Raw genomic sequence first — 20,371 nt, 5'->3', positions numbered from 1 at the left:
GGCGTGGTCACCAGGAGTGGCGCAGCTCCAGGCTGAGGAAGCGGGCGTAAGCGTTGAGCGCGGCGTCCACCCGGGCGCGCAGCGCGGCGTCGAACGGCACGAGCTGCTGCACCTTCACCGTCACCGCCCTCGCGCCGAGCGTCCGCGTCCAGGTGCCGACCACCCGCCCGCCGCGCACCACAGTCGACCGGAACACCCCGTTGTTGCCCGGGACCACGGCGGCGGCGTGCGCCGGGTCGAGCATCAGCGAGCGGTCCTTGAAGCCGAGCAGGTATTCGTCGAAGCCGGGCAGCGTGTGCAGGTCGTCGACCGGCGCGCGGGGCGCGTCGAGCAGCGCGGTGTCGACCACTGCCGGCTCGCCGTCGACCTCGACCGGGGCGAGCAGGTCACCGGCCAGCGTGATCGCCCGGGTCGCGTCGGTGACGGTCAGGCCGGTCCAGCGGGCCAGCTCGTGCCGGCTCACCGGGCCGTGGCCGCGTACGAAGCGGTGCGCCAGCAACGCCAGCGCCTCGTCCCGCTCCGGGCGGTGCGGCTCGGGCGCCCACTCGTCGAGCAGCGCGAACGTCTGCTCGGTGCCGACGTGCGGGGCGATGCAGGTGACGCCGCGCAGGCTGGTGAACAAGAGCAGGTGGTAGCCGCGCTGATCGCCCGTGTCCAGCCCGGCGGCGCGCAACGCGGCAACGCATCGGGCGCGGGTGAGCCGGCCGCCCCCGGTCAGCGCCGCGCCCAGCACGTCACAGGCCCGCTCGCCGTCGGCGACGGTCAGCCCGAGCTGCCGCCACCGACCGGCGATGCCCACAAGCGTCCGCACCCCGGTCAGCTCCAGCATCCACCGCGCGTCGCGCGCCGGGACCAGGTGCACGGTGCCGCGCATCGGCCAGGTGCGCAGCGCCTCGCGCCGCTCCAGCGCCGCGCGGACGTCGTCCTGGGTGGCGCCGGGAAGGCGTACGCCGAGCGACCACAGCCCGCTCGCCGCGTCCTGCGCCTGCATGGCGCCGAACCACTCGACCACGTCGGCGACGCCCTGCGGGCGGGTGGTGGGGTGCGGGCGCAACAGCAGGCCGGTCATGCGCAGCGCGAGCGCCTCGGCGCGGTTGAGGCGTACGGTCACGGGCGTCAGCGTAGGCCCGGGGTACGACAACGCGGCCCCTGATCGCGCTGCGCCGGCGGCGCTGCCGACACCAGCGCGATCCCCCGTTCAGGTTCCCGGCGTGGGGGCGGCCGCTGCGGCCGACGCCGGTTCGACCAGCATCCCGTGTGAGCTGGGCCGGTACAGCGGTTGCCGGCGGAACTTGCGCAAATCTTGAGCCGGCTCAGTCCAGGCGCCGGTACATGACCAGCAGATCGACGTACCCCCGGGTGGGGTGCCGGAAGCCCTCCGGCACCCGGCCGATCACCTCGAAGCCCAGCGACCGCCACAGCTCGACGGCCCGTGTGTTCGTGGCCACCACGGCGTTGAACTGCATGGCGCGGTAGCCGTCGGCCCGGGCCGCGTCGAGCACGTGCGCGGCCAGCGCCCGGCCGACGCCGCGCCCGGCGGCGGCCGGGGCGACCATGAACGAGGCGTTCGCCACGTGGTCGCCGGGACCGCCCTGGTTGGGCGCCAGCTTGGCCGAGCCGAGCACCGCGCCGTCCGGCGCCACCGCGACCACCGTCCGCGCCGGCGGGGCCGGCATCCAGAGCCTGCGGGCCTGCTGCTCCGTGACGTCCCGGGGCCAGGTGTACGTCTCGCCGGCCGCCACGATCGCACGCAGGAACGGCCAGATCAGCGGCCAGTCGGCCGGCGTGGCGGTGCGGATCTCCACCCGGAGAGCATGCCACGCCCGGAGTTTGACGGAACAAGTAACGGGTAGTCGCCGGAGCTGACCCGAAACGAGGAGGGAACGTCTGATGGATGGCCAGGTCAAGGTCGCGGTGATCTATTACAGCGCGACCGGCATCACCTACCAGATGGCGCAGGCGGCGGTCGAGGCGGCGGGCGAGGCCGGCGCCGAGGTGCGTCTGCGCAAGGTACGTGAGCTGGCGCCCGACGAGGCGATCCGCTCCAACTCCGGCTGGCAGGCGCACCGGCTGGAGACCCAGGACGTGATGGAGGCGCAGCCGGACGACCTGTCCTGGGCCGACGTGGTCATCATGGGTTCGCCGACCCGGTACGGCATGATCGCCGCCCAGCTCAAGCAGTTCATCGACACCACCGGCCCGCTCTGGGCAGCGGGCGCGCTCGCGGACAAGGTCTACAGCGGGTTCACCTCGACCGCGACGTTGCACGGCGGTCAGGAGGCGACGCTGCTGTCGCTGTACACGGTCTTCTACCACTGGGGCGGCATCGTGGTGACCCCCGGCTACACCGACCCGAGCCAGTTCGTCGCCGGCAACCCGTACGGCGCCTCGCACACCAGCAACAACGGTGAGGTCGCACCGGACCACGTGGCACTGGCGGCCACCGCGCTCACCGCCAAGCGGGCCGTGCTGATGGGCGCCGCGCTGAAGCGGGGCATGGCCGGCTGACCCGACTGGCGACCGGTGGCCGGACGGGGGCTCTCGAACCCGTCCGGACCACCGGTCGCCAGAGCCCTACCCGCGATCGGCCGCTCCATGCGCGCTCAGCGCCGGCCGGTCGAGCAGATGCCCGAGCAGGTCAGCCAGGACCCTCGTACCGTCCTGGCTCAGCACCGACTCCGGGTGGAACTGCACCCCGGCGAAGCCCGCGCCGCGCAGCGCGTGCACCGCGCCGTCGGCCGGGTCGCGGGACACCTCGACCGGGCCGTACGGGCCGGCCACCCGGTCGGCGTCGGCGAGCGCGGTGAAGCTGGCGTAGAACCCGACCCGGCGGGTCGTCCCGAACACCGGCACGTCCCGCGGCAACCCCTGGTACGGGGCGTCGCGGCGGTGCAGCGGCAGGCCCAGCAGCCCGGCGAGCAACTGGTGGCCCAGGCACACCGCGAGCGTCGGCCGGCCCGACGCGAGCAGCTCGGTCAGCAGCGTCCGCAGCGCCACCATCTTCGGCGCGGTCGCGTCCCGCGGGTCACCCGGCCCGGGGCCGACCACCACCAGGTCGTAGCCGTCCAGCGGGCCCGGGTCCGGCCAGTCCCGGCGGGTCACCGCCAGGCCCAGCGCGCCGAGCTGGTGGGCCAGCATGCCGGTGAACGTGTCCTCGCCGTCGACGATCAGCGCCCGGCGCCCGGCCAGCCCGCGCAGCGCGAGCGCGCCCGGTTCCCGCTGCTCCAGCCAGAACCGGGCCAGCGGGGCGTTGCGGGCGGCCAGCGCGGCGCGTACCTCGGGGTCGTCGGCGTACCGGACGGCCGGCTCGCCGGCGGAGCGCGGCGCGTCCGGGCCGAGACCCAGCGCGGCCAGCACACCGGCGGCCTTCGCGTGCGTCTCGGCCACCTCCCCGGCGGTGGTCGAGTGCCGGACCAGCGTCGCGCCGACCGGCACCCGCAGCGCGCCGGTGGGGGAGATCTCGGCGGTACGGATCAGGATCGGCGCGTCCAGCATCTGCCGGCCCTGCTCGTCGCGGCCCAGCAGTGCGAGCACCCCGGCGTAGTAGCGCCGGCCGGTGCGCTCGTGCCGGGCGATCACCCGGCAGGCGTTCTCCATCGGGCTGCCGGTGACGGTGGGCGCGAACATGGTCTCCCGCAGCACGTCGCGTACGTCCCGGGAGCAGCGCCCGGCCAGCAGGTACTCGGTGTGCGCCAGGTGCGCCATCTCCTTCAGGTACGGCCCGACCACCTGGCCGCCGTGCTCGGCGACCACGGCCATCATCTTCAGCTCCTCGTCCAGCACCATGTACAGCTCCTCCACCTCCTTCTCCTCGTGTAGGAAGCGCAGCAGCTCAGCCCGGTCGACCGTCTCGCCCCGGTGCCGGAACGTGCCGCTGATCGGGTTCATCTCGACCAGCCCGTCGGCGACGCTGACGTGCCGCTCGGGGCTGGCGCCGACGAGGATGCGGGTGCCGGTGTGCACCAGGAACGTCCAGTACGCGCCCCGTTCGCGCAGCAGCAGCCGGCGCAGCGCGGCCAGGGCCGCCGCAAGCGGGTCGCCCTGCACTGTGGCGCGCATGGTGCGGTGGATGACGAAGTTCGCCCCCTCGCCCCGGCCGATCTCGTCGGCCAGCACCCGTTCCACGATCGCCGCGTACTCGTCGTCGGCGATGTCGAAGCCGGCGTCGCGGGTGCGCACCTCGGCGTCGGGCAGGTCGTCGAGCACTTCGGCCAGCGGTATCCGCCGGTGCGCCTCGACCGCCAGGAACTCCAGCGGCAGCCCGTCGTCGACGCACTCGAAACCGCGTTCGGTGACCTGCCGGAACGGCACCAGGGCCAGCGTGTGCGGACCGGCGCCGTCCTCGGGCAGCGGCAGGTCGGCGAGCCGGCCGGCGGTGCGTACCGGGCCGGTGAACAGGTCGACGTGGTCGGCGCCCTCGCGGCGGACGAGCGCGAACGGGCCGGGGTCGCGGCCGGCCGCGACGGCGGCGAGCGGGTCGGACAGGCGGGTCATCGGGTCTCCTCGGTGGGCCGGTGGCCGCCGGTGAAGGCGACCCGGGATGCCGGGGAAGACCGGCGGCCGCCTCGTCGGGCGGCCGCGTGGGGAAGCTACGCGCGGGGGTGGGCCGCCGGGTCGGCGGGCCACCAGCAGGACAGGTGCGCGGGCATGACGATCACTGTACGCGATCGGCAGGCGCCGTGGAACCCGATCGCGCGTCACCGGGTACGGATCTTGGCGTGACCGCCGGTCCCGCCGGGTAGGTTGACCGGCGATGGACATTCTCGCTCTGGACCTGGGCACCTCCTCGGTGCGCGGCCTGGTGCTCGACGCGGACGCCGTGCCGCGCCCGGGCGCGCTGGCCCGGCGCCGGGTGCGCCTGGTCACCGGGGACGACGGCAGCGGGACGCTCGACGGCCCGGCCTACCTGGCGTGCCTGGTGGAGTGCCTGGACGAGCTGGCCGCCGGCGGGCACCTGCGGGACGTGGACCTCGTGGCCACCTCCGCGCAGTGGCACTCGGTGCTGCCGGTGGCGCCCGACGGCACACCGTCGGGGCCGGTGCTGACCTGGCTGGACACCCGGCCGGAGCCGCTTCCCGGAGCGACCGGGCCGGCCGACCCGGCGGACTTCCACGGGCGTACCGGCACCTGGTGGCACCGCTGCTACTGGTCGGTGCGGCTGCCCTGGCTGCGTGAGCGCGTCGACGGGTCCGCCCGCTTCACAGGGCTCGCCGAGTACGTGCTCGGCACGCTGCTCGACGACGCGCCGATGTCGATCTCGCTGGCCTCCGGCACCGGGCTGCTCGATCTGCGCCGCCTGGACTGGGATCCGGAGGCGTGCGAGCTGGCCGGCGTACGCCCGGATCAGATGCTGCGGCTGGCCCCGGACGGCTGGCACGGCCGGCTGAACGCGGCGTACGCGCGGCGCTGGCCGCAGCTGGCCGGCGCGCGGTGGGCGCCGCCGGTCGGCGACGGCGCGGCCGCCAACGTCGGCTCGGGCTGCGTCGACCCGACCCGCGCGGCGGTGACAGTCGGCACCTCCGCGGCGGTCCGCATGATCCAGGCCGTGCCGGCCGGTGCGGAGCCGCCGCCGCTGCCGGAGCAGCTCTGGCGGTACCGGGTCGACCACAACCACGTGGTGACCGGCGCGGCGTACTCCAGCGGCGGGAACCTGTTCGCCTGGGCGGCGCGCGAGCTGCGGCTGCCGGAGGGCACGGAGCTGGAGGCGGCGCTCGATCGCGTCGCCGGTTCGGTGCGGGCGAACCCCCGCTTCGGCGGCGACCGGCCACCGGGGGTCGCCCCGGCGGGCTCGGGGGAGCTGCGCGGGCTCAGCTTCGGCACCACAGCCGTGGACATCCTGGCCGGGCTGATGAGCGGCCTGTGCCGGCTCGTCGCGGACGACCTGACGCTGCTGGAGGCCGGTATCGGCGAGCCGATGGAGGTGATCCTCGGCGGTGGGGCGCTGACCGCCTCGCCGTGGTGGCGCGGGGCGTTCCTCGACGTGCTCGCGCCCCGCCGGGTGTGCTGGCAACGCAACCCGGAGATCGGCGCCACCGGCGCCGCGCTCGTCGCGCTCGGCCGGCTCACGGAGGCGGACGAGATCGCCGGGATCGGCCGGACGGACGAGGCCGCCTCGCACGCGTGACCGTCCACCCGAGGCGCTGACCGTCCTGGTCATGCCGTCCGGGCGGCCGTTGACACCGACCGACGGCCTGATTGGATGGACTCCGCTCCCCGACGTGGTGGGGCGGGACGAGGAGGCAACCGTGGGCGCAGCTCCCGACCCGGCTCGCGGTGCGGCCCCTGCGCCGCACCGGCGGCGCTCCGGGTTCCGGCTGCGGGACTGGCGGATGGGAACCAAGCTCGCCACGGTGCTGGTGATCCCCTCTCTGGCGTTCCTCGTCCTGGCCGGCATCCAGACCCGAGGGCTGGTCGGGCAGACCACCACGCTGAGCGCCTTCGCCGAGCAGGTCGGCATCGGCCGGCAGATCTCCACCGCCGTCGACCGGCTCCAGCACGAACGGGACCGCACCGCGGGCGAACTGGCCGCGCTGCGCCGCGCCGGCACCGGCGCGGACCGGGACGCCGCGGTCGCCGCGCTCAAGCCGCTCCAGGAGGCCACCGACCGGGCGATGGCCGAGCTGCGCGCCGCCGCCGCGCCGCTGGCCGACGCGGACGCCGCCTGGCGGGTCTCCTACTCCGAGGCGCTCGAGGCGTACGACCAGGTGGTGAACATCCGGGCGGCGGTGGCGCCGGCGGTGCTCTCCAGCGACACCGTGCTGAGCAACTACCACCGGTCGATCGCGGCGCTGCTGAGCCTGCTGGCCGAGCCGTCGCCCGGCAGCGGCCGGCAGGAGCTGACCGAGGCGGTGCTGCGGTACGTGCAGCTGTCCCGGGTGAAGGAGCTGTCCTCCCGCATCCGCGCCGAGCTCTACGCCGCCGCCCGGTCCGGCCGGTACGAGGCCGACGACCAGGTGACGCTCAGCGACCTGCGGGCCCAGCAGCTCACCGCGCTCGGCGCGTTCCGGGTCGCGGCGACCGCCGACCAGATCCGCCGCTACGACCGCACCTCGGTCGACCCGGCCTTCGTCGCCGCGACCCGGTTGGAGGAGCGGACGCTGCCCGGCGGTGACGCGAAGCCGGTCCTGCTCGACGCGACCCAGTGGTGGGCGGCCAGCGAGCAGCGGCAGGAGCTGTTCCGCCAGCTGGAGAGCGAGATCGTGGCCGACGCGGTACGCCAGGCCGACGACGCCAGCGCCCGCCAGCTGCGCGACACGCTGCTGGTGGCCGGCGGGATCGCCACTGTGCTCCTGGTCGCGGTGCTGATCTCGCTGCTGGTCGGCCGGTCGGTGGCCCGCGCCATGCGGCAGCTGCGCGGCCAGGCGCTGCGGATCGCGCAGGTGGACCTGCCGCTGACTCTGCAACGGCTGCGCACTGTGGACCGCCCGATCGGCGCGATCGACGTACCGCCCTCGGTGATCGACTCGCAGGACGAGATCGGCGAGCTGGCGGAGGCGTTCGTGGCGGTGCACCGCAGCGCCGTCGACGTGGCGGTCGAGCAGGCGATGATGCGGCGCAACGTCAACGCCATGTTCGTCAACCTGGCCCGGCGCAGCCAGGTGCTCGTCGAGCGGCAACTGGAACTGCTCGACGAACTCGAACGCGAGGAGAGCGACCCGGAACAGCTGGAGAACCTGTTCAAGCTCGACCACCTCGCCGCCCGTATGCGCCGCAACGACGAGAGCCTGCTGGTGCTCGCGGGCACGGAGTCGACCCGGCGGTGGAACCGCCCGGTGGGCCTGGGCGCGGTGCTGCTGGCCGCGAGCGCGGAGATCGAGCAGTACCAGCGGGTGCGCCACGAGAACCGGACCGACCTGCACGTCGTCGGGCACGCGGTGGGCGACCTGGTGCACCTGTTCGCGGAGCTGCTGGAGAACGCCACCGCCTTCTCCCGCCCGGACACCGCGGTGCGGGTGGTCGTCGAGCCCGACGGCCGGGGCGCGCTCGTGCAGATCGTCGACGAAGGGCTGGGCATGAGCCCGTCGGCGCTGGCCGAGGCGAACGCGGTGCTCGCCGAGCCGCCGGCCGCCGACGTGTCGGCCTCGGAACGGATGGGTCTGTTCGTGGTGAGCCACCTCAGCGCCCGGCACGGCGTACGGGTGCGGTTGAGCGCGGGCCGGGAGGGCCTGGTGGCCCGGGTGCGGATCCCGGTCGAGCTGCTGGCCGAGGCGCCCGCGCCGGAGGTGGTCCAGGCGACGCCGGCCCGGCTCGCGCGCGGGACGTCGCAGCCGGCGCTCACCGGCCCGGTCGCCGCGTCCGGTGCGCTCGCCGCGGCGACGGCCGAGCTGCCGGTGGCCGGCTGGCGTCCGGCGCCGGGCCGGCCCGCGGCGCTGCCGATGTCCCCGCTGACCGGGCGGCCGCTGGGCGACGGGACGGATGCCGGGGCCGCCGCGCCGGTACCGGCCGCCGCGCCGGTGACCGTGCCGCGTCCGCGCCCGGGGCGGGCCGAGGACGTGCTCACGCCGGACGCCGGCGCGGCCGGCGGCGGGTGGTTCAGCCGGCAGGGGCCGGCCGCGCCGGCGCCGGGTGTGACGCCGGCACCGGCGGCGACGCCGGTGACCGGAGGGATGAACGAGCGGGGCCTGCCGGTACGCGTTCCGATGGCCCAGCTCGCCTCGGCCGCCCCGGCCGACCGTCCGGCGGTGCGGCACGAGCCGGACCCGGAGGCGGTCGGCGGCATGCTGTCGCGCCTCTACAGCGGGGTACGGCGGGCCGAGGCCGAGGAGACCACCGAGATGTACCTGCCGCGCGATGAAGGAGGACGACGACAGTGACGACGTTGAGCCAGGAGGCACGCGACCTGAGCTGGCTGGTGAACGCGTTCGCCGAGCGGGTTCCGGGGGTGGCGCACGCGGTGGTGGTGTCCTCCGACGGCCTCCTGGTGGCGATCTCGGCGCACCTGCCGCGCGACCACGCGGACAAGCTCGCCGCGGTGACCTCCGGCCTGATGAGCATCACCGCCGGGGCGGCCCAGATGTTCGACGGTGACGTCGTCAAGCAGACGGTGGTCGAGATGGGGCGCGGCTACTTCCTGGTGATGCAGATCCGGGACGGCTCGATCCTGGCCACGCTGGCCGGGGCGGACGCCGACATCGGCGTGGTCGGCTACGAGATGGCGCGGCTGGCCAAGCAGGCGGGCGAGATGCTCACCCCGGCGCTGCGCGCCGAACTCCAGCAGGCGCTGCCGCGCTGAGGTGACCGGTGCCCGGCCGGCGTCGCGCCGGCCGGGCAGCCGTGGCCTACAGACCGTTGCGGCGGATCACGTCGCGGTACCAGTGGGCGCTGCGCTTGAGCACCCGCCGCTGGCTCGCGTAGTCCACGTAGACCAGGCCCCAGCGCTGCTCGTACCCCTCGGCCCACTCGAAGTTGTCCAGCAGCGACCAGACGTGGTAGCTCTCCAGCGGCACCCCGTCGCCGACGGCCCGGTGCGCGGCGGCGAAGTGGTCGCGCAGGAAGGCGACCCGCCCGGCGTCGTCGACGTTGCCGTCCGGGCCGGGCACGTCGGGGCAGGGCAGGCCGTTCTCGGTGATGGTGATCGGCACCCGGCCGTAGTCGCGGGTGACCCGGGTCAGGATGTCGTACATGCCCTCCGGGTAGATCTGCTGCCACTCCGCCTCGGAGGTGGGCCACTTGCGGACCGTGCCGCCGTCGCCGGTGACGTAGATCGGCGTGTAGTACTGCACGGCGAGCAGGTCGACCGGGCTGGAGATGATCTTCAGGTCGCCGTCGCGGACGCCGCGGACCATCCGGCTGTCCGGGCCGAGGTCGTCCAGCACGTCCTGCGGGTACGCGCCCTTGAAGATCGAGTCGAGGTAGAGGCGGTTCTCGTAGCCGTCGTGGAGCCGGGTCGCGGCGGCCGATTCGGCGGAGTCGTCGGCCGGGTAGCAGGGGTGCAGGTTGAGCGCCGGGCCGATCCGGCCGGTGAGGCCGGTGGCGCGCAGCGCCTGCACGGCGAGGCCGTGGGCGAGCTGCAGGTGGTGGGCGACCAGGTACGCCGCGTCCTCGTCGCGGATGCCCGGCGCATGGTGGCCCCAGATGTAGCCGTTCTGCACCACGGTCTTCGGCTCGTTGACGGTCAGCCAGACCGGCACCCGGTCGCCGAGGGCGCGGAACACCACGTCGGCGTACTCGGCGAAGCGCTCGGCGGTGTCCCGGTTCTCCCAGCCGCCGGCGTCCTGGAGGGCCTGGGGGAGGTCCCAGTGGAACAGCGTGGCCATCGGCGCGATGTCGCGCTCGTGCAGCCCGTCCACCAGGCGGCGGTAGAAGTCGAGGCCGCGCTGGTTGGGGCGGCCGGAGCCGTCGGCCTGGATGCGGGGCCAGGAGATGGAGAAGCGGTAGCTGCGCAGCCCGAGGTCGCGCATCAGGTCCAGATCCTGCGCGTACCGGTGGTAGTGGTCGGCCGCGACGTCGCCGGTGTCGCCGTTGCGGATCCGGCCCGGCGTGCGGCTGAAGGTGTCCCAGACGGACTCACCCCGCCCGTCCTCCTTCGCGGCCCCCTCGATCTGGTACGCCGAGGTCGCCGCACCCCAGGCGAAGCCGTCCGGGAAACGCAGCCCGCGGTCCGGCTCCGGGTCGGTGGTGCGCTCGGGCGGGCTGTCGCAGCCGCCGAGCGCGACTGTGGTTGCGGCGACCCCCGCCGCGGTGGTGCCGGCGAGCCCGGTCCGGGCCGCGCCGGCCGCGGTCGCGGACAGGGCGGCGCGGCGGAGCAGGCGCCGTCGGGTGAGTAACGACATGAGGTTTCTCCTCGGAGTGACGGGCCGCCCTGGGCCGGGAGCGCTCCCATCATAGCCAGGGAGCGGCCGGCCCCGATCCGGCGGTCGCGGCGAGGTGCGGCGCGGCCGGCGGGCGGCCGGAAAGTGGGTGGGCGGGGGCGTCGCTCGGGAACGTCGCTCGCGGCGGCGTGAGCGGCGAGGGGTGGGGCGGATAGCGAGAAAGGCCGTCCGGGTGGCGTGTCACGCCTGTCCCGTCGGCCTCTTTTGCCGTCGACAACGGGGGTTTAGTGTGGGGACGGGGGAGGGCAACCCCCGTCCCCAACGATGGTGCACACACGCACGAAGTGGAATTGGCGTCCGTCGTGCGCGTCGCGCGGGAGCCGGGCCACGCGAGTGGCTCTGGTTCCACCTCCCTCCGTCTGGCGGGTGACGGCCGGCGGCGGCGTCCGGGCTGGTCCGCCGTCGGCCTCTGGGCCGCGCCGGGCACGGGTGCACCCGGCGATCCAGTACTTGTATCACCGTCGATGGAAGCGCTCCCATCGGCGATGCTGCGACTGTAACGCCCGTCACGGGTTTGGAAAAGCCCCTAAACGAGATCGAAACATGGAAGCGCGTATCTGCGCTGGCCGTTGTGGTGGGAGCGCTTCCATGTCACACTCTCGTCACGCCACGCGGAGCCAGTGAACGCGAGCGCGGGCCGCCGAGGGCACCCGGTGACGAACCGGTGCGGCGCCCCGATCCCCGGCACGGCCGGGACGACCACCTTTCCGGACGCCTCCGTCCCCCCGCGTACGCCCCGTCGGCGCGTGGAGGCGCCCTGCCGGGGCCCACGGTCCCCGGCCCGGTCCGAGGAGACACCGCCCACATGAGACTTCTGGCCAGACGTCGCCGTACGGCGATGGTCGCCGCCACCGCCCTCGTCATAGGCGGGGTGGCCCTGCCCGCGGGCGCCGCACAGGCCGCGCCCGCCTGCGACGTGACCTATGCGACGAGCGACTGGAACAACGGGTTCACCGCCAACGTCACCATCAAGAACCTGGGTGACGCGCTGAACAACTGGTCGCTGAAGTTCGCCTTCCCGAACAGCAGCCAGCGCGTGACCCAGGGCTGGTCGGCCCGGTGGAGCCAGTCCGGCAGCGAGGTCACCGCGACGAACGAGTCGTGGAACGGCAGCCTGCCCACCGGCGCGTCCACCAGCATCGGCTTCAACGGCAGCTACAGCGGCAGCAACCCGAAGCCCACCGCGTTCACCCTCAACGGGGTCGCCTGCAACGGCGCGCAGACCAACCAGCCGCCGACGGTCTCCCTGAGCGTGCCGTCCGGCCCGTTCGAGGCGCCGGCGGACGTGCCGCTGACCGCGACCGCGAGCGACGCCGACGGCACCATCAGCAAGGTCGAGTTCTACCGCAACGGCCTGCTGGTCAACACCGACACCACCGCGCCGTACGGTTACGACCTGCTCGACCTGCCTGCCGGCAGCTACACCGTGCAGGCCAAGGCGTACGACAACGCGGGCGGCACGGCCGTCTCGGAGAAGTCGTTCACGGTCACCGCGGCGAGCGGGCCGAAGCTGGTCGCCAGCCCGTCGGCGGTCACCGTGGCCGAGGGCGGCAGCGCCACGGTCCGGTACACGCTCAGCGCGGCGCCCACCGCCAGCGTGCCGGTGACCCTCGCCGTCACCGGTGACAGCGACATCACCGTCTCGCCGTCCACGCTGACGCTCACGTCGAGCAACTGGAGCACCGGCGTCACCGCCACGGTCTCGGCCGCGGAGGACTCCGACACGGTCGGCGGCACCGCCACCATCACCGCGTCGGCCACCGGCTACGCCCCGATCTCCGTCGTCGCCACCGAGGCGGACAACGACACCCCCGGCGGCGACAACGCCTACATCAAGAAGTTCCTCGACCAGTACGGCAAGATCAAGAACTCGGGCTACTTCAGCCCCGAGGGCGTGCCGTACCACTCGATCGAGACGCTGATCGTCGAGGCGCCCGACCACGGCCACGAGACCACCTCGGAGGCGTTCAGCTTCTGGCTCTGGCTGGAGGCGCAGTACGGCCGGGTCACCCAGAACTGGGCCCCGTTCAACAACGCCTGGACGGTGATGGAGAAGTACATCATCCCGTCGCACGCCGACCAGGCCACCGCCGGCTCGCCCGGCACCCCGCAGTACGCCGCCGAGCACAACCTGCCCAGCCAGTACCCGTCGGCGCTGGAGGCCAGCGTCCCGGTCGGCCAGGACCCGCTGCGCTCGGAGCTGCAGTCCACCTACGGCACCGGTGACATCTACGGCATGCACTGGCTGCTCGACGTGGACAACACCTACGGCTACGGCCGCTGCGGCGACGGCACCACCCGGCCCGCGTACATCAACACCTTCCAGCGGGGCACCCAGGAGTCGGTGTGGGAGACCGTGCCGCAGCCGTCCTGCGACACGTTCAAGCACGGCGGCCCGAACGGCTACCTGGACCTGTTCGTCAAGGAGTCCAGCGCCCCGGCCAAGCAGTGGAAGTACACCAACGCTCCGGACGCCGACGCGCGTGCCGTCCAGGCCGCCTACTGGGCGCTGACCTGGGCCAAGGCGCAGGGCAAGCAGGCCGACGTGGCGGCCACCGTGGCGAAGGCCGCCAAGATGGGCGACTACCTGCGCTACGCGCTGTTCGACAAGTACTTCAAGAAGATCGGCAACTGCGTCGGGGCGTCCACCTGCCCGGCCGGCAGCGGCCGTGACTCGGCGCACTACCTGCTCTCCTGGTACTACGCCTGGGGCGGCGCGTACGACGCCTCGCAGAACTGGTCGTGGCGGATCGGCTCCAGCCACAGCCACTTCGGCTACCAGAATCCGTTCGCGGCCTGGGCCATGACCAACGTCGCGGAGCTGAAGCCGAAGTCGCCGACCGCGGTCTCCGACTGGCAGAAGAGCCTCGACCGGCAGCTGGAGTTCTACACCTGGCTCCAGTCCGCCGAGGGCGGCATCGCCGGTGGCGCCACCAACAGCTGGGACGGCAGCTACGCCCAGCCGCCGGCCGGCACCGCCACCTTCTACGGCATGTACTACGACGTCGACCCGGTCTACAACGACCCGCCGTCGAACCAGTGGTTCGGCATGCAGGCCTGGTCGATGCAGCGCATCGCCGAGCTCTACCTGGAGACCGGCAACGCGAAGGCCAAGGCGCTGCTGGACAAGTGGGTGCCGTGGGCCATCGCCAACACCACGGTCGGCACCAACTGGTCGATCCCGTCGGACATGAAGTGGACCGGCCAGCCGGCCAACTGGAACCCGAGCAGCCCGCAGCCGAACACCAACCTGCACGTCGAGGTGACGGTCAAGGGTCAGGACGTCGGCGTCGCCGGCGCCTACGCCCGCACGCTCATCGCGTACGCGGCCAAGTCCGGCAACACCGCGGCGAAGAACACCGCCAAGGGCCTGCTGGACGCGCTCTCGGCGTCCGCCGACAGCAAGGGCGTCTCGACGCCGGAGAAGCGCGGCGACTACAAGCGCTTCGACGACGTCTACAACGCCGCCGACGGCCAGGGTCTCTACATCCCCAACGGCTGGACCGGGAAGATGCCCAACGGCGACGCGATCGCCCCGGGCAAGAGCTTCCTGGACATCCGCTCGTTCTACAAGAACGACCCGGACTGGCCGAAGGTGCAGGCGTACCTGGACGGCGGTCCCGAGCCGGTCTTCAACTACCACCGGTTCTGGGCGCAGGCGGACATCGCCATGGCGTACGCCGACTACGGCACCTACTTCCCGCAGGGGTGAGGTGACCCCTCCTCCGCAGGCGGGTGAGAGCCCGCCTGCGGAGGAGGCCGACCCGGCCGATGGGGGAACGGAGCGGCCGGGTCGGCGAACGGCCTGACGCCCACGGTCAGGCCGGGTGGGCCGGCCGTCCGGCCGACGCAGCGGACCGGCCGGCCCACCACTCCGCCCGGTGACGACCCATGGCGCGAAAAGGCACGGAAAATTCAGCGGTCCACGGGATCACATCCGGGCCCTGGACGGAGTAACGTAATTGACGGAGAGGCCGCTCCCCCCGTGGCGGCCTCTCCATTATTCTGTGCTCGCCGCCACACCGTCAGTGCCCGCCGGGTCCATCGGGTGCCGCAGCCCCGGATGACCGGCCGGCAGCGAGCGCTGGATCACCACCCAGCTCCCCGCCAGCGCCGCCGCGATCAGCGGCCAGGTCAGCGCCGCCCGCGCCACGGTGAGCGCGACCACCTGCCCGTACAGCCACAGCGGGACGAACACCGCGACCCGCAGCACGTAGGTGGCCGCCCACACCCAACTGGCCCGGCCGTACGCCCGCAGCAGCGCCGGGTCACGCCGCCACCGGGTCCGCTGGCCCAGCGCCGTGCCGACCACCACACCCAGCAGCGGCCACCGCACCACGATGCTCACCGCCCAGGCCAGCGCGCTTGCCGTGTTGGCGGCGATCTGGAGCAGGAAGAAGTCGGCGGCCCTGCCGGTGCGCAACGCGATGAGCGCTGCCACGCAGACCGCGAGCAGCCCGACCAGCACCGAGCGGGGACGGTCGCCGCGCCGCCACCGCCAGCCGGCCACCGCCGTGCCGGTCAGCACCGCCGCGAGCACGCCGCCGCCCAGCCCGCCGAGCACCCAGCCGAGCCCGAACGCCAGTGGGGGAAGCGTCGCGTCCACCGCCCCGCGCCGGCCGCCGAGCAGGTCGGCCAGCGACTCCGGCCGCGGCCCGTCCTCCGGTTGCCGCTGTGGCGTGCCGGTCACGCGCCACCTCCTCGAAATCGCCCGCCTCACCGTACGCCGCCGCCGATGGCGCTCCGCCGCGCGCCGGAGCGGACCTACCGTTAAGTTGTCCGGGTGCGGGAGACGGCGAGGGGTTGGACGGCAGTCTGGTTGGTCGTACTGGCCCTGATCCAGACAGCCGCGTTCGGGTTGGTGTGGCGCTTCGCCGTACACACCGAACTGGGCCAGTGGCTGGACACGGTGGCGCTCACCGGCAACCGGATCGGCCAGGACCGCATCGACGGTCCGGTGGACACGATCCTCAACGCCATGTCGGTGGTGTCGCTGCTGGCCGCGACCGCCGTGATCGGCTTCATCGCGCTGATCCGGGGGCGCAAGGCGCTCGCCGTCACCGCGACGCTGCTCATCGCAGGCGCGAACGTGACCACGCAGCTGCTCAAGTACTACCTGGTCCGTCCCGACTTCGGCATCGACCCGGAACGGGCCGCCGCCGGCAACAGCCTGCCCAGCGGGCACACCGCAGTGGCCGCCTCGGTGGCGATCGCGCTGATCCTGGTGCTGCCGCGCAAGCTGCGGGTCGCCGGGGCGTTCCTCGGTGCCGGGTACGCCGCCGCCGCCGGTGTCGCCACGCTCTCCGCCGGCTGGCACCGGCCCAGCGACGCGGTCGCCGCGTACCTGGTGGTGGGCGCGTGGGCCGCTGTCGCCGGGCTGGTGCTGCTGTTCTTCCAGCGGGAGCAGGCGGTGGTGGAGCCGGGCGACGCGCACCGGGTGGCCGGGGCCGTGCTCGGCGGCGTCGGCGTGGTGGCCCTGCTGGCCTCCGCGGTGGCGCTGTCCTGGCTGGTGGACCGTTCCACCATCCCCGTCGAGAGCCTCGGCCGCCGTCCGCTGTTCATCGGGTACGCGGGCAGCGCGGCCGGCATCGTCGGCACGATCGCCGTGGTGGCGGCGCTGGTGCTGGTCGTGGTGCACCGGCTGGTGCCCCGCTGGAAGGGCTGACCGGTGCGGACCGTACGGGAGGCGTTCCGGGCCGAGTGCGAACGCCTGGAACGGGTGCTGCGCGACCTGGACGACGCGGCGCTGGACCGGCCCACCCCGTGCCCGCCCTGGCGGGTGCGCGACCTGATCGCGCATGTGAGCACCGGAGCCGGTCGCCTGGCCGGGATGCTCGCCGAACCCGCGCCGCCCCGCGCCGAGGTCGACGCCGCCGCCTACTTCGGCGCGGCCAAGTTCAGCCCGCCGGTCGACCGGGACCGCATCGACTCGGCCCGCCGGGCCGCGCGGGAGCACCCGGGCGCGGCCGAGGTGGCCGACGAGTTCGCCCGAGCCTGGCGCGCCACCGACGAGGCGGTCGCCGCAGCGCCGCCCGGCCGGGTGGTGCGCACCCGGCACGGTGACGCGATGGCGCTGCCGGAGTTCCTGCGTACCCGCGTGGTGGAGGTCGCGGTGCACGGCCTGGACCTGGCCGACGCGCTGGACCGGCCGCCGTGGCTGACCCCGGCCGCGGCGGACGTGGTGGTGGGCGTGCTCACCGGCGGCGTGCCGGTGCCGCCGGGCCTGCGGTGGGACGCGCTCACCGTGCTGCGCAAGGCCACCGGGCGGCTGCCGCTGACCGGCGACGAGCGCGCCGAGCTGACGCGGGCCGGCATCGGCCGGCTGGCCTTCGGCGGCTGACCTCAGCGCCCGGCGCACCGCCGCAGGTGCTCCAGCACGATCGGGTCGATCCGGCCGGGCACGAAGCGTTCCTCCAGGTTCTCCAGGCCGGTCCAGGCCGCCAGCGCGTCGTCCAGGCCGGCCGGGCCGACCGGGTGGCCGGTGGCGGCGAGCAGCTCGGTCACCTCGGCCGCGAGCGGGCCGGTGAGGTCACGCAGCGTGGCCGGGTCGGGGCGGCCGAACAGCATGTGGTGGATGCCGAGCAGGCGGCGCAGCTCGGCGACCGGGTCGACGTGGTCGTCCACGCGCAGGTCCACCAGCTCGTCGCCGGTGCCGGCGTAGCCGCCGTGGCGCTGCACCACGAGCATCGCGGCGCTCTGCCGGCCGCGCCGGTCGCCGCCGGCCGCGTCACCGGCGGTGAGTGCGGCCAGCAGGCGCTGCGGGAACGGCAGGTCGTCGCGGGCCAGCCAGGCGTCGCGCAGCGCGTCGATCACCTGCGGGCCGGTCAGGATGTTGCCCTGCGCGGCCCAGCCGTCGCCGGCCTGCCCGCCGGCCCACGGATGGCAGCGCGGCCCGGTCCAGGTGGCCCCGTCGCCGGTCGCCCCCACCACGGCGAGCTGCCTGTCGTCGCGGCCGGGATCGGCGGCGACCAGCCCGGCCACCGCGTCGCCGGCGGTGACGCCGGTACGCAGCAGCGCGAGCGCCTGCGCCCGGTAGGCGAGGTTGGCGTGCGCCTGGGTGGCGACCGCGCCCACCAGTGCCTCGGCCGCAGGCACCAGCGCCCCGGCGGCGAGGAACCGGCTGGCCACCGCCACCCCGTACAGGTGCCCGTCGGCGGAGCGGGCGACGAGCGAGAAGGTCACGCGCGGATCGTAGCCCGGTCGCGGTGTGCCGCACCGGCGTCGCCGCTCAGAACGGCGTCGCCGCCTCCTCCGGCGGGCGGCCCCAGGCGCGGCGTGCGTCGGCCACCGCCACCGCCGTCAGGACCACCGCGGCGAGGATCGCCGCGACCAGCGGCGCGAGGCGCACCAGCAGCGGTACGGGCAGCAGCAGCGCGGCGATCCCCACCAGCCGGGACGGGGAGACGCGGCCGAACACCTCGTACTCGAAGCGGGCCCGGCCGGCCAGGAACACGGCGGGCCCGCCGAGGACGACGGCCATCCAGGGCAGCTCGTTGTGCCCGGCCGGGTGCTCGATGACCAGTTCGTAGCCGATCGCGGTGGCGACCACGCCGATCACCATGACCAGGTGGGTGTCGGCGGCGGACCGCCCGATGGTGGCCGGGTGCGCGGCCCGGGTCACCGCCTCCCCGAGGATCTGCCCGGCCCGCTGCACGTAGATCCGCCACAGCAGCACCGAGGTCGCCAGCGCGACGGCGAACGCGACGACCATGCCCGGGCTGGTGGAGGAGCGGGTGAACGACAGGCCGGCGAGCAGGATCGTCTCGCCGAGCGCGACCAGGAAGATCTGCTGGTAGCGCTCGGCCAGGTGCTCGCCGTGGATGTCCCACCGGGATACCGTCGAGCGGCCCAGGCCCGGCAGCGGCCAGCCGAACCGGGCGGCGAGGTACTCCAGCAGCAGCGCCGTGGTCCACAGCACCACCCGGGCGCTGCCCGGCAGCAGCGCGCCGGCCAGCCAGAGCACACCCGTGGCGCAGAACGTGATCAGCATGCGCAGCTTGAGTCGCCGGTACTGCTGCTTGTGCAGCACCAGCACGAGGATCGCCGGCCGGCTCACCTGGGCCACCACGTACGCGGTGGCGAAGATCAGGCCGCTGTGGCTGAACGCGCGCGGGATCGCCACCCCCATCACCATCGCCGAGATCAACGCGGTGATCACGATGACCTGCAACCACAGGTGATGCGGGTCGTAGCGGCTGGTCGTCCACGCCGTGCCCTGCCACACGGCCCAGAGCGCGAGCAGCAACAGCAGCGTCTTGCCGCCGCCGGTCACCGCCGACCAGCCGGTCTGCCCGCCCTCCAGCACCAGGTCCTCGAAAGCGCGCGCCGAGATCCGGGTCAGCGCGAACACGTACACCAGGTCGAAGAACAGCTCCAGGAACGTGGCCCGGTCGGGTCCGCCGCCGGACGAGCGCAGCGCGGCTGGCTCGGCGGTCCTCACCGCCGAGCCCCGTCCCCGGTCCGACTCATGCGGCAGTCGTAACACTCTTTCCCGGCGTCTCGGTGCGGATCACCCATATCCGCCTGGATCTTGCTCCCGGCGGTGCCGGACGGGCACCATCGACGGGTGACGAACCGATGGGGCATGACCGTGCCGCTGGGCGGTATCCCGCTCGCCGACCACGCCGCCGTCTACGCGGCCCTGGACGACGCCGGGTTCACCGACGTGTGGTCGTCGGAGGTGGCCGGCGCCGACGCGTTCACCCCGCTGGCCCTGGCCGCCGCCTGGTCGCCGCGGCTGCGCCTCGGCACTGCGATCACGCCGGTGTTCACCCGGGGGCCGGGACTGCTCGCGATGAGCGCCGCCGCACTGGCCGAGGCCGCGCCGGGCCGCTTCGCGCTCGGCGTCGGCGCCTCGTCGCCGGTGCTGGTGCGGGACTGGAACGCGATCGGATTCGACGAGCCGTTCAAGCGGACCCGGGACGTGCTGCGCTTCCTGCGGGCCGCGTTGCGCGGCGAGACAGTCGACGGCGCGTTCGACACGTTCGCGGTCCGGCGGTTCACGCTGGAGCGCCCGCCCAGCGTGCCGCCGCCGGTCCTGCTGGCCGCGCTGCGCCCCGGCATGCTGCGCCTGGCCGCCGCCGAGGCCGACGGGGTGATCCTCAACTGGCTGGCCGCCGACGACGTGCCGACCGCGCTGGCCGAGGTGGGCGAGCGGCGGCCCGGCTTCGACGTGGCCGCCCGCATCTTCGTCTGCCCCACCGAGGACACCGCCTACGCCCGTGCGCTGGGCCGCCGCATGATCACCGGCTACCTCACGGTGCCCGCGTACGCCGCCTTCCACAGGTGGCTGGGCCGCCAGGACTCGCTCGGCCCGATGTGGGAGGCGTGGGCCGCGGGGGACCGGCGGGGCGCCTCCGCAGCCGTACCGGACGAGGTGGTCGACGCGCTGGTGCTGCACGGCTCGCCCGAGCAGTGCGTGGCGGCCGTCCGCCGGTACGCCGACAACGGCGTCGACGTACCGGTCATCGCGGTGCTGCCCACGCCCGAGATCACCGAGGGCGGCGCGGCGGCCTGGATGGACCTGCTGCCCCGGCTCGCCCCCGGAAAGGCGGCCTGAG

At 74.2% G+C, this 20,371-nt stretch carries 15 protein-coding genes; 8 read left to right on the top strand and 7 right to left on the bottom strand.

The window, feature by feature from the left end; translation table 11 throughout:
- Positions 1 to 7: 7 nt before the first annotated feature.
- Together MICAU_RS20785 and MICAU_RS20780 are read right to left on the bottom strand one after the other, a co-directional pair.
- The gene (locus MICAU_RS20785; protein WP_013287306.1) at positions 8 to 1,111 is read right to left on the bottom strand and encodes a winged helix DNA-binding domain-containing protein; all 1,104 of its coding nucleotides are present in this window, start codon (positions 1,109 to 1,111) and stop codon (positions 8 to 10) included.
- A gap of 202 nt (positions 1,112 to 1,313) precedes the next feature.
- Positions 1,314 to 1,805, bottom strand: a complete 492-nt coding sequence (locus tag MICAU_RS20780; RefSeq protein WP_013287305.1) for a GNAT family N-acetyltransferase — start codon at positions 1,803 to 1,805, stop codon at positions 1,314 to 1,316.
- Between the two features lie 85 nt (positions 1,806 to 1,890).
- On the opposite strand from MICAU_RS20780, the gene wrbA reads away from it, so the two are divergent.
- Positions 1,891 to 2,508: an NAD(P)H:quinone oxidoreductase gene (gene wrbA, locus MICAU_RS20775; protein ID WP_013287304.1), complete on the top strand. Its 618-nt coding sequence runs from the start codon at positions 1,891 to 1,893 to the stop codon at positions 2,506 to 2,508.
- Positions 2,509 to 2,574: 66 nt separating this feature from the next.
- Here the strand turns inward: wrbA and MICAU_RS20770 are convergent, their stop codons facing one another.
- Positions 2,575 to 4,494, bottom strand: a complete 1,920-nt coding sequence (locus MICAU_RS20770; protein WP_013287303.1) for a chorismate-binding protein — start codon at positions 4,492 to 4,494, stop codon at positions 2,575 to 2,577.
- A 259-nt stretch (positions 4,495 to 4,753) separates the two neighbouring features.
- Here MICAU_RS20770 and MICAU_RS20765 point away from each other — a divergent pair, with 259 nt between their 5' ends.
- From MICAU_RS20765 to MICAU_RS20755, 3 genes are read left to right on the top strand one after another with little or no spacing between them, the layout of a single operon-like run.
- Positions 4,754 to 6,124 (top strand): FGGY family carbohydrate kinase, encoded by a 1,371-nt coding sequence (locus MICAU_RS20765; RefSeq protein ID WP_013287302.1) that lies wholly within the window; start codon positions 4,754 to 4,756, stop codon positions 6,122 to 6,124.
- Between the two features lie 31 nt (positions 6,125 to 6,155).
- Positions 6,156 to 8,813 carry a sensor histidine kinase gene (locus MICAU_RS20760; RefSeq protein WP_013287301.1) on the top strand — a complete coding sequence of 886 codons (2,658 nt, stop codon included), beginning with the start codon at positions 6,156 to 6,158 and terminating at the stop codon, positions 8,811 to 8,813.
- Entirely contained in the window at positions 8,810 to 9,232 is a 423-nt protein-coding gene (locus MICAU_RS20755; RefSeq protein ID WP_013287300.1) for a roadblock/LC7 domain-containing protein, read from the top strand. The genes MICAU_RS20760 and MICAU_RS20755 overlap by 4 nt, the downstream gene beginning before the upstream one ends.
- Positions 9,233 to 9,278: 46 nt before the next feature.
- Here the strand turns inward: MICAU_RS20755 and MICAU_RS20750 are convergent, their stop codons facing one another.
- A complete protein-coding gene (locus MICAU_RS20750) occupies positions 9,279 to 10,772 on the bottom strand; it encodes a GH1 family beta-glucosidase (RefSeq protein WP_013287299.1) in 1,494 nt (497 codons plus the stop codon).
- 853 nt (positions 10,773 to 11,625) lie between these two features.
- Between MICAU_RS20750 and MICAU_RS20745 the strand changes: the two genes are divergently transcribed.
- Positions 11,626 to 14,523 carry a glycoside hydrolase family 48 protein gene (locus tag MICAU_RS20745; RefSeq protein ID WP_174361806.1) on the top strand — a complete coding sequence of 966 codons (2,898 nt, stop codon included), beginning with the start codon at positions 11,626 to 11,628 and terminating at the stop codon, positions 14,521 to 14,523.
- Positions 14,524 to 14,811: 288 nt separating this feature from the next.
- Here the strand turns inward: MICAU_RS20745 and MICAU_RS20740 are convergent, their stop codons facing one another.
- Positions 14,812 to 15,501 carry a DUF3159 domain-containing protein gene (locus tag MICAU_RS20740; RefSeq protein WP_013287297.1) on the bottom strand — a complete coding sequence of 230 codons (690 nt, stop codon included), beginning with the start codon at positions 15,499 to 15,501 and terminating at the stop codon, positions 14,812 to 14,814.
- A gap of 93 nt (positions 15,502 to 15,594) precedes the next feature.
- On the opposite strand from MICAU_RS20740, the gene MICAU_RS20735 reads away from it, so the two are divergent.
- Together MICAU_RS20735 and MICAU_RS20730 are read left to right on the top strand one after the other, a co-directional pair.
- Positions 15,595 to 16,476 (top strand): phosphatase PAP2 family protein, encoded by an 882-nt coding sequence (locus MICAU_RS20735; protein WP_013287296.1) that lies wholly within the window; start codon positions 15,595 to 15,597, stop codon positions 16,474 to 16,476.
- A 3-nt stretch (positions 16,477 to 16,479) separates the two neighbouring features.
- Positions 16,480 to 17,151 carry a maleylpyruvate isomerase N-terminal domain-containing protein gene (locus tag MICAU_RS20730; protein ID WP_013287295.1) on the top strand — a complete coding sequence of 224 codons (672 nt, stop codon included), beginning with the start codon at positions 16,480 to 16,482 and terminating at the stop codon, positions 17,149 to 17,151.
- Between the two features lie 2 nt (positions 17,152 to 17,153).
- On the opposite strand, the gene MICAU_RS20725 is transcribed toward MICAU_RS20730, so the two are convergent.
- Together MICAU_RS20725 and MICAU_RS20720 are read right to left on the bottom strand one after the other, a co-directional pair.
- Complete coding sequence (locus MICAU_RS20725; protein ID WP_013287294.1) at positions 17,154 to 17,993, bottom strand: DUF1028 domain-containing protein; 840 nt, start codon at positions 17,991 to 17,993, stop codon at positions 17,154 to 17,156.
- Positions 17,994 to 18,039: 46 nt separating this feature from the next.
- Positions 18,040 to 19,251 (bottom strand): low temperature requirement protein A, encoded by a 1,212-nt coding sequence (locus MICAU_RS20720; protein ID WP_013287293.1) that lies wholly within the window; start codon positions 19,249 to 19,251, stop codon positions 18,040 to 18,042.
- Positions 19,252 to 19,395: 144 nt separating this feature from the next.
- Here MICAU_RS20720 and MICAU_RS20715 point away from each other — a divergent pair, with 144 nt between their 5' ends.
- Entirely contained in the window at positions 19,396 to 20,370 is a 975-nt protein-coding gene (locus tag MICAU_RS20715; RefSeq protein WP_013287292.1) for an LLM class F420-dependent oxidoreductase, read from the top strand.
- Position 20,371: the final 1 nt, after the last annotated feature.

Source organism: Micromonospora aurantiaca ATCC 27029, assembly GCF_000145235.1.
Taxonomy (GTDB): Bacteria; Actinomycetota; Actinomycetes; order Mycobacteriales; family Micromonosporaceae; genus Micromonospora; species Micromonospora aurantiaca.
The sequence above is the reverse complement of the archived record's forward strand: the minus strand, read 5'-3'. Positions and strand labels throughout refer to the sequence as shown.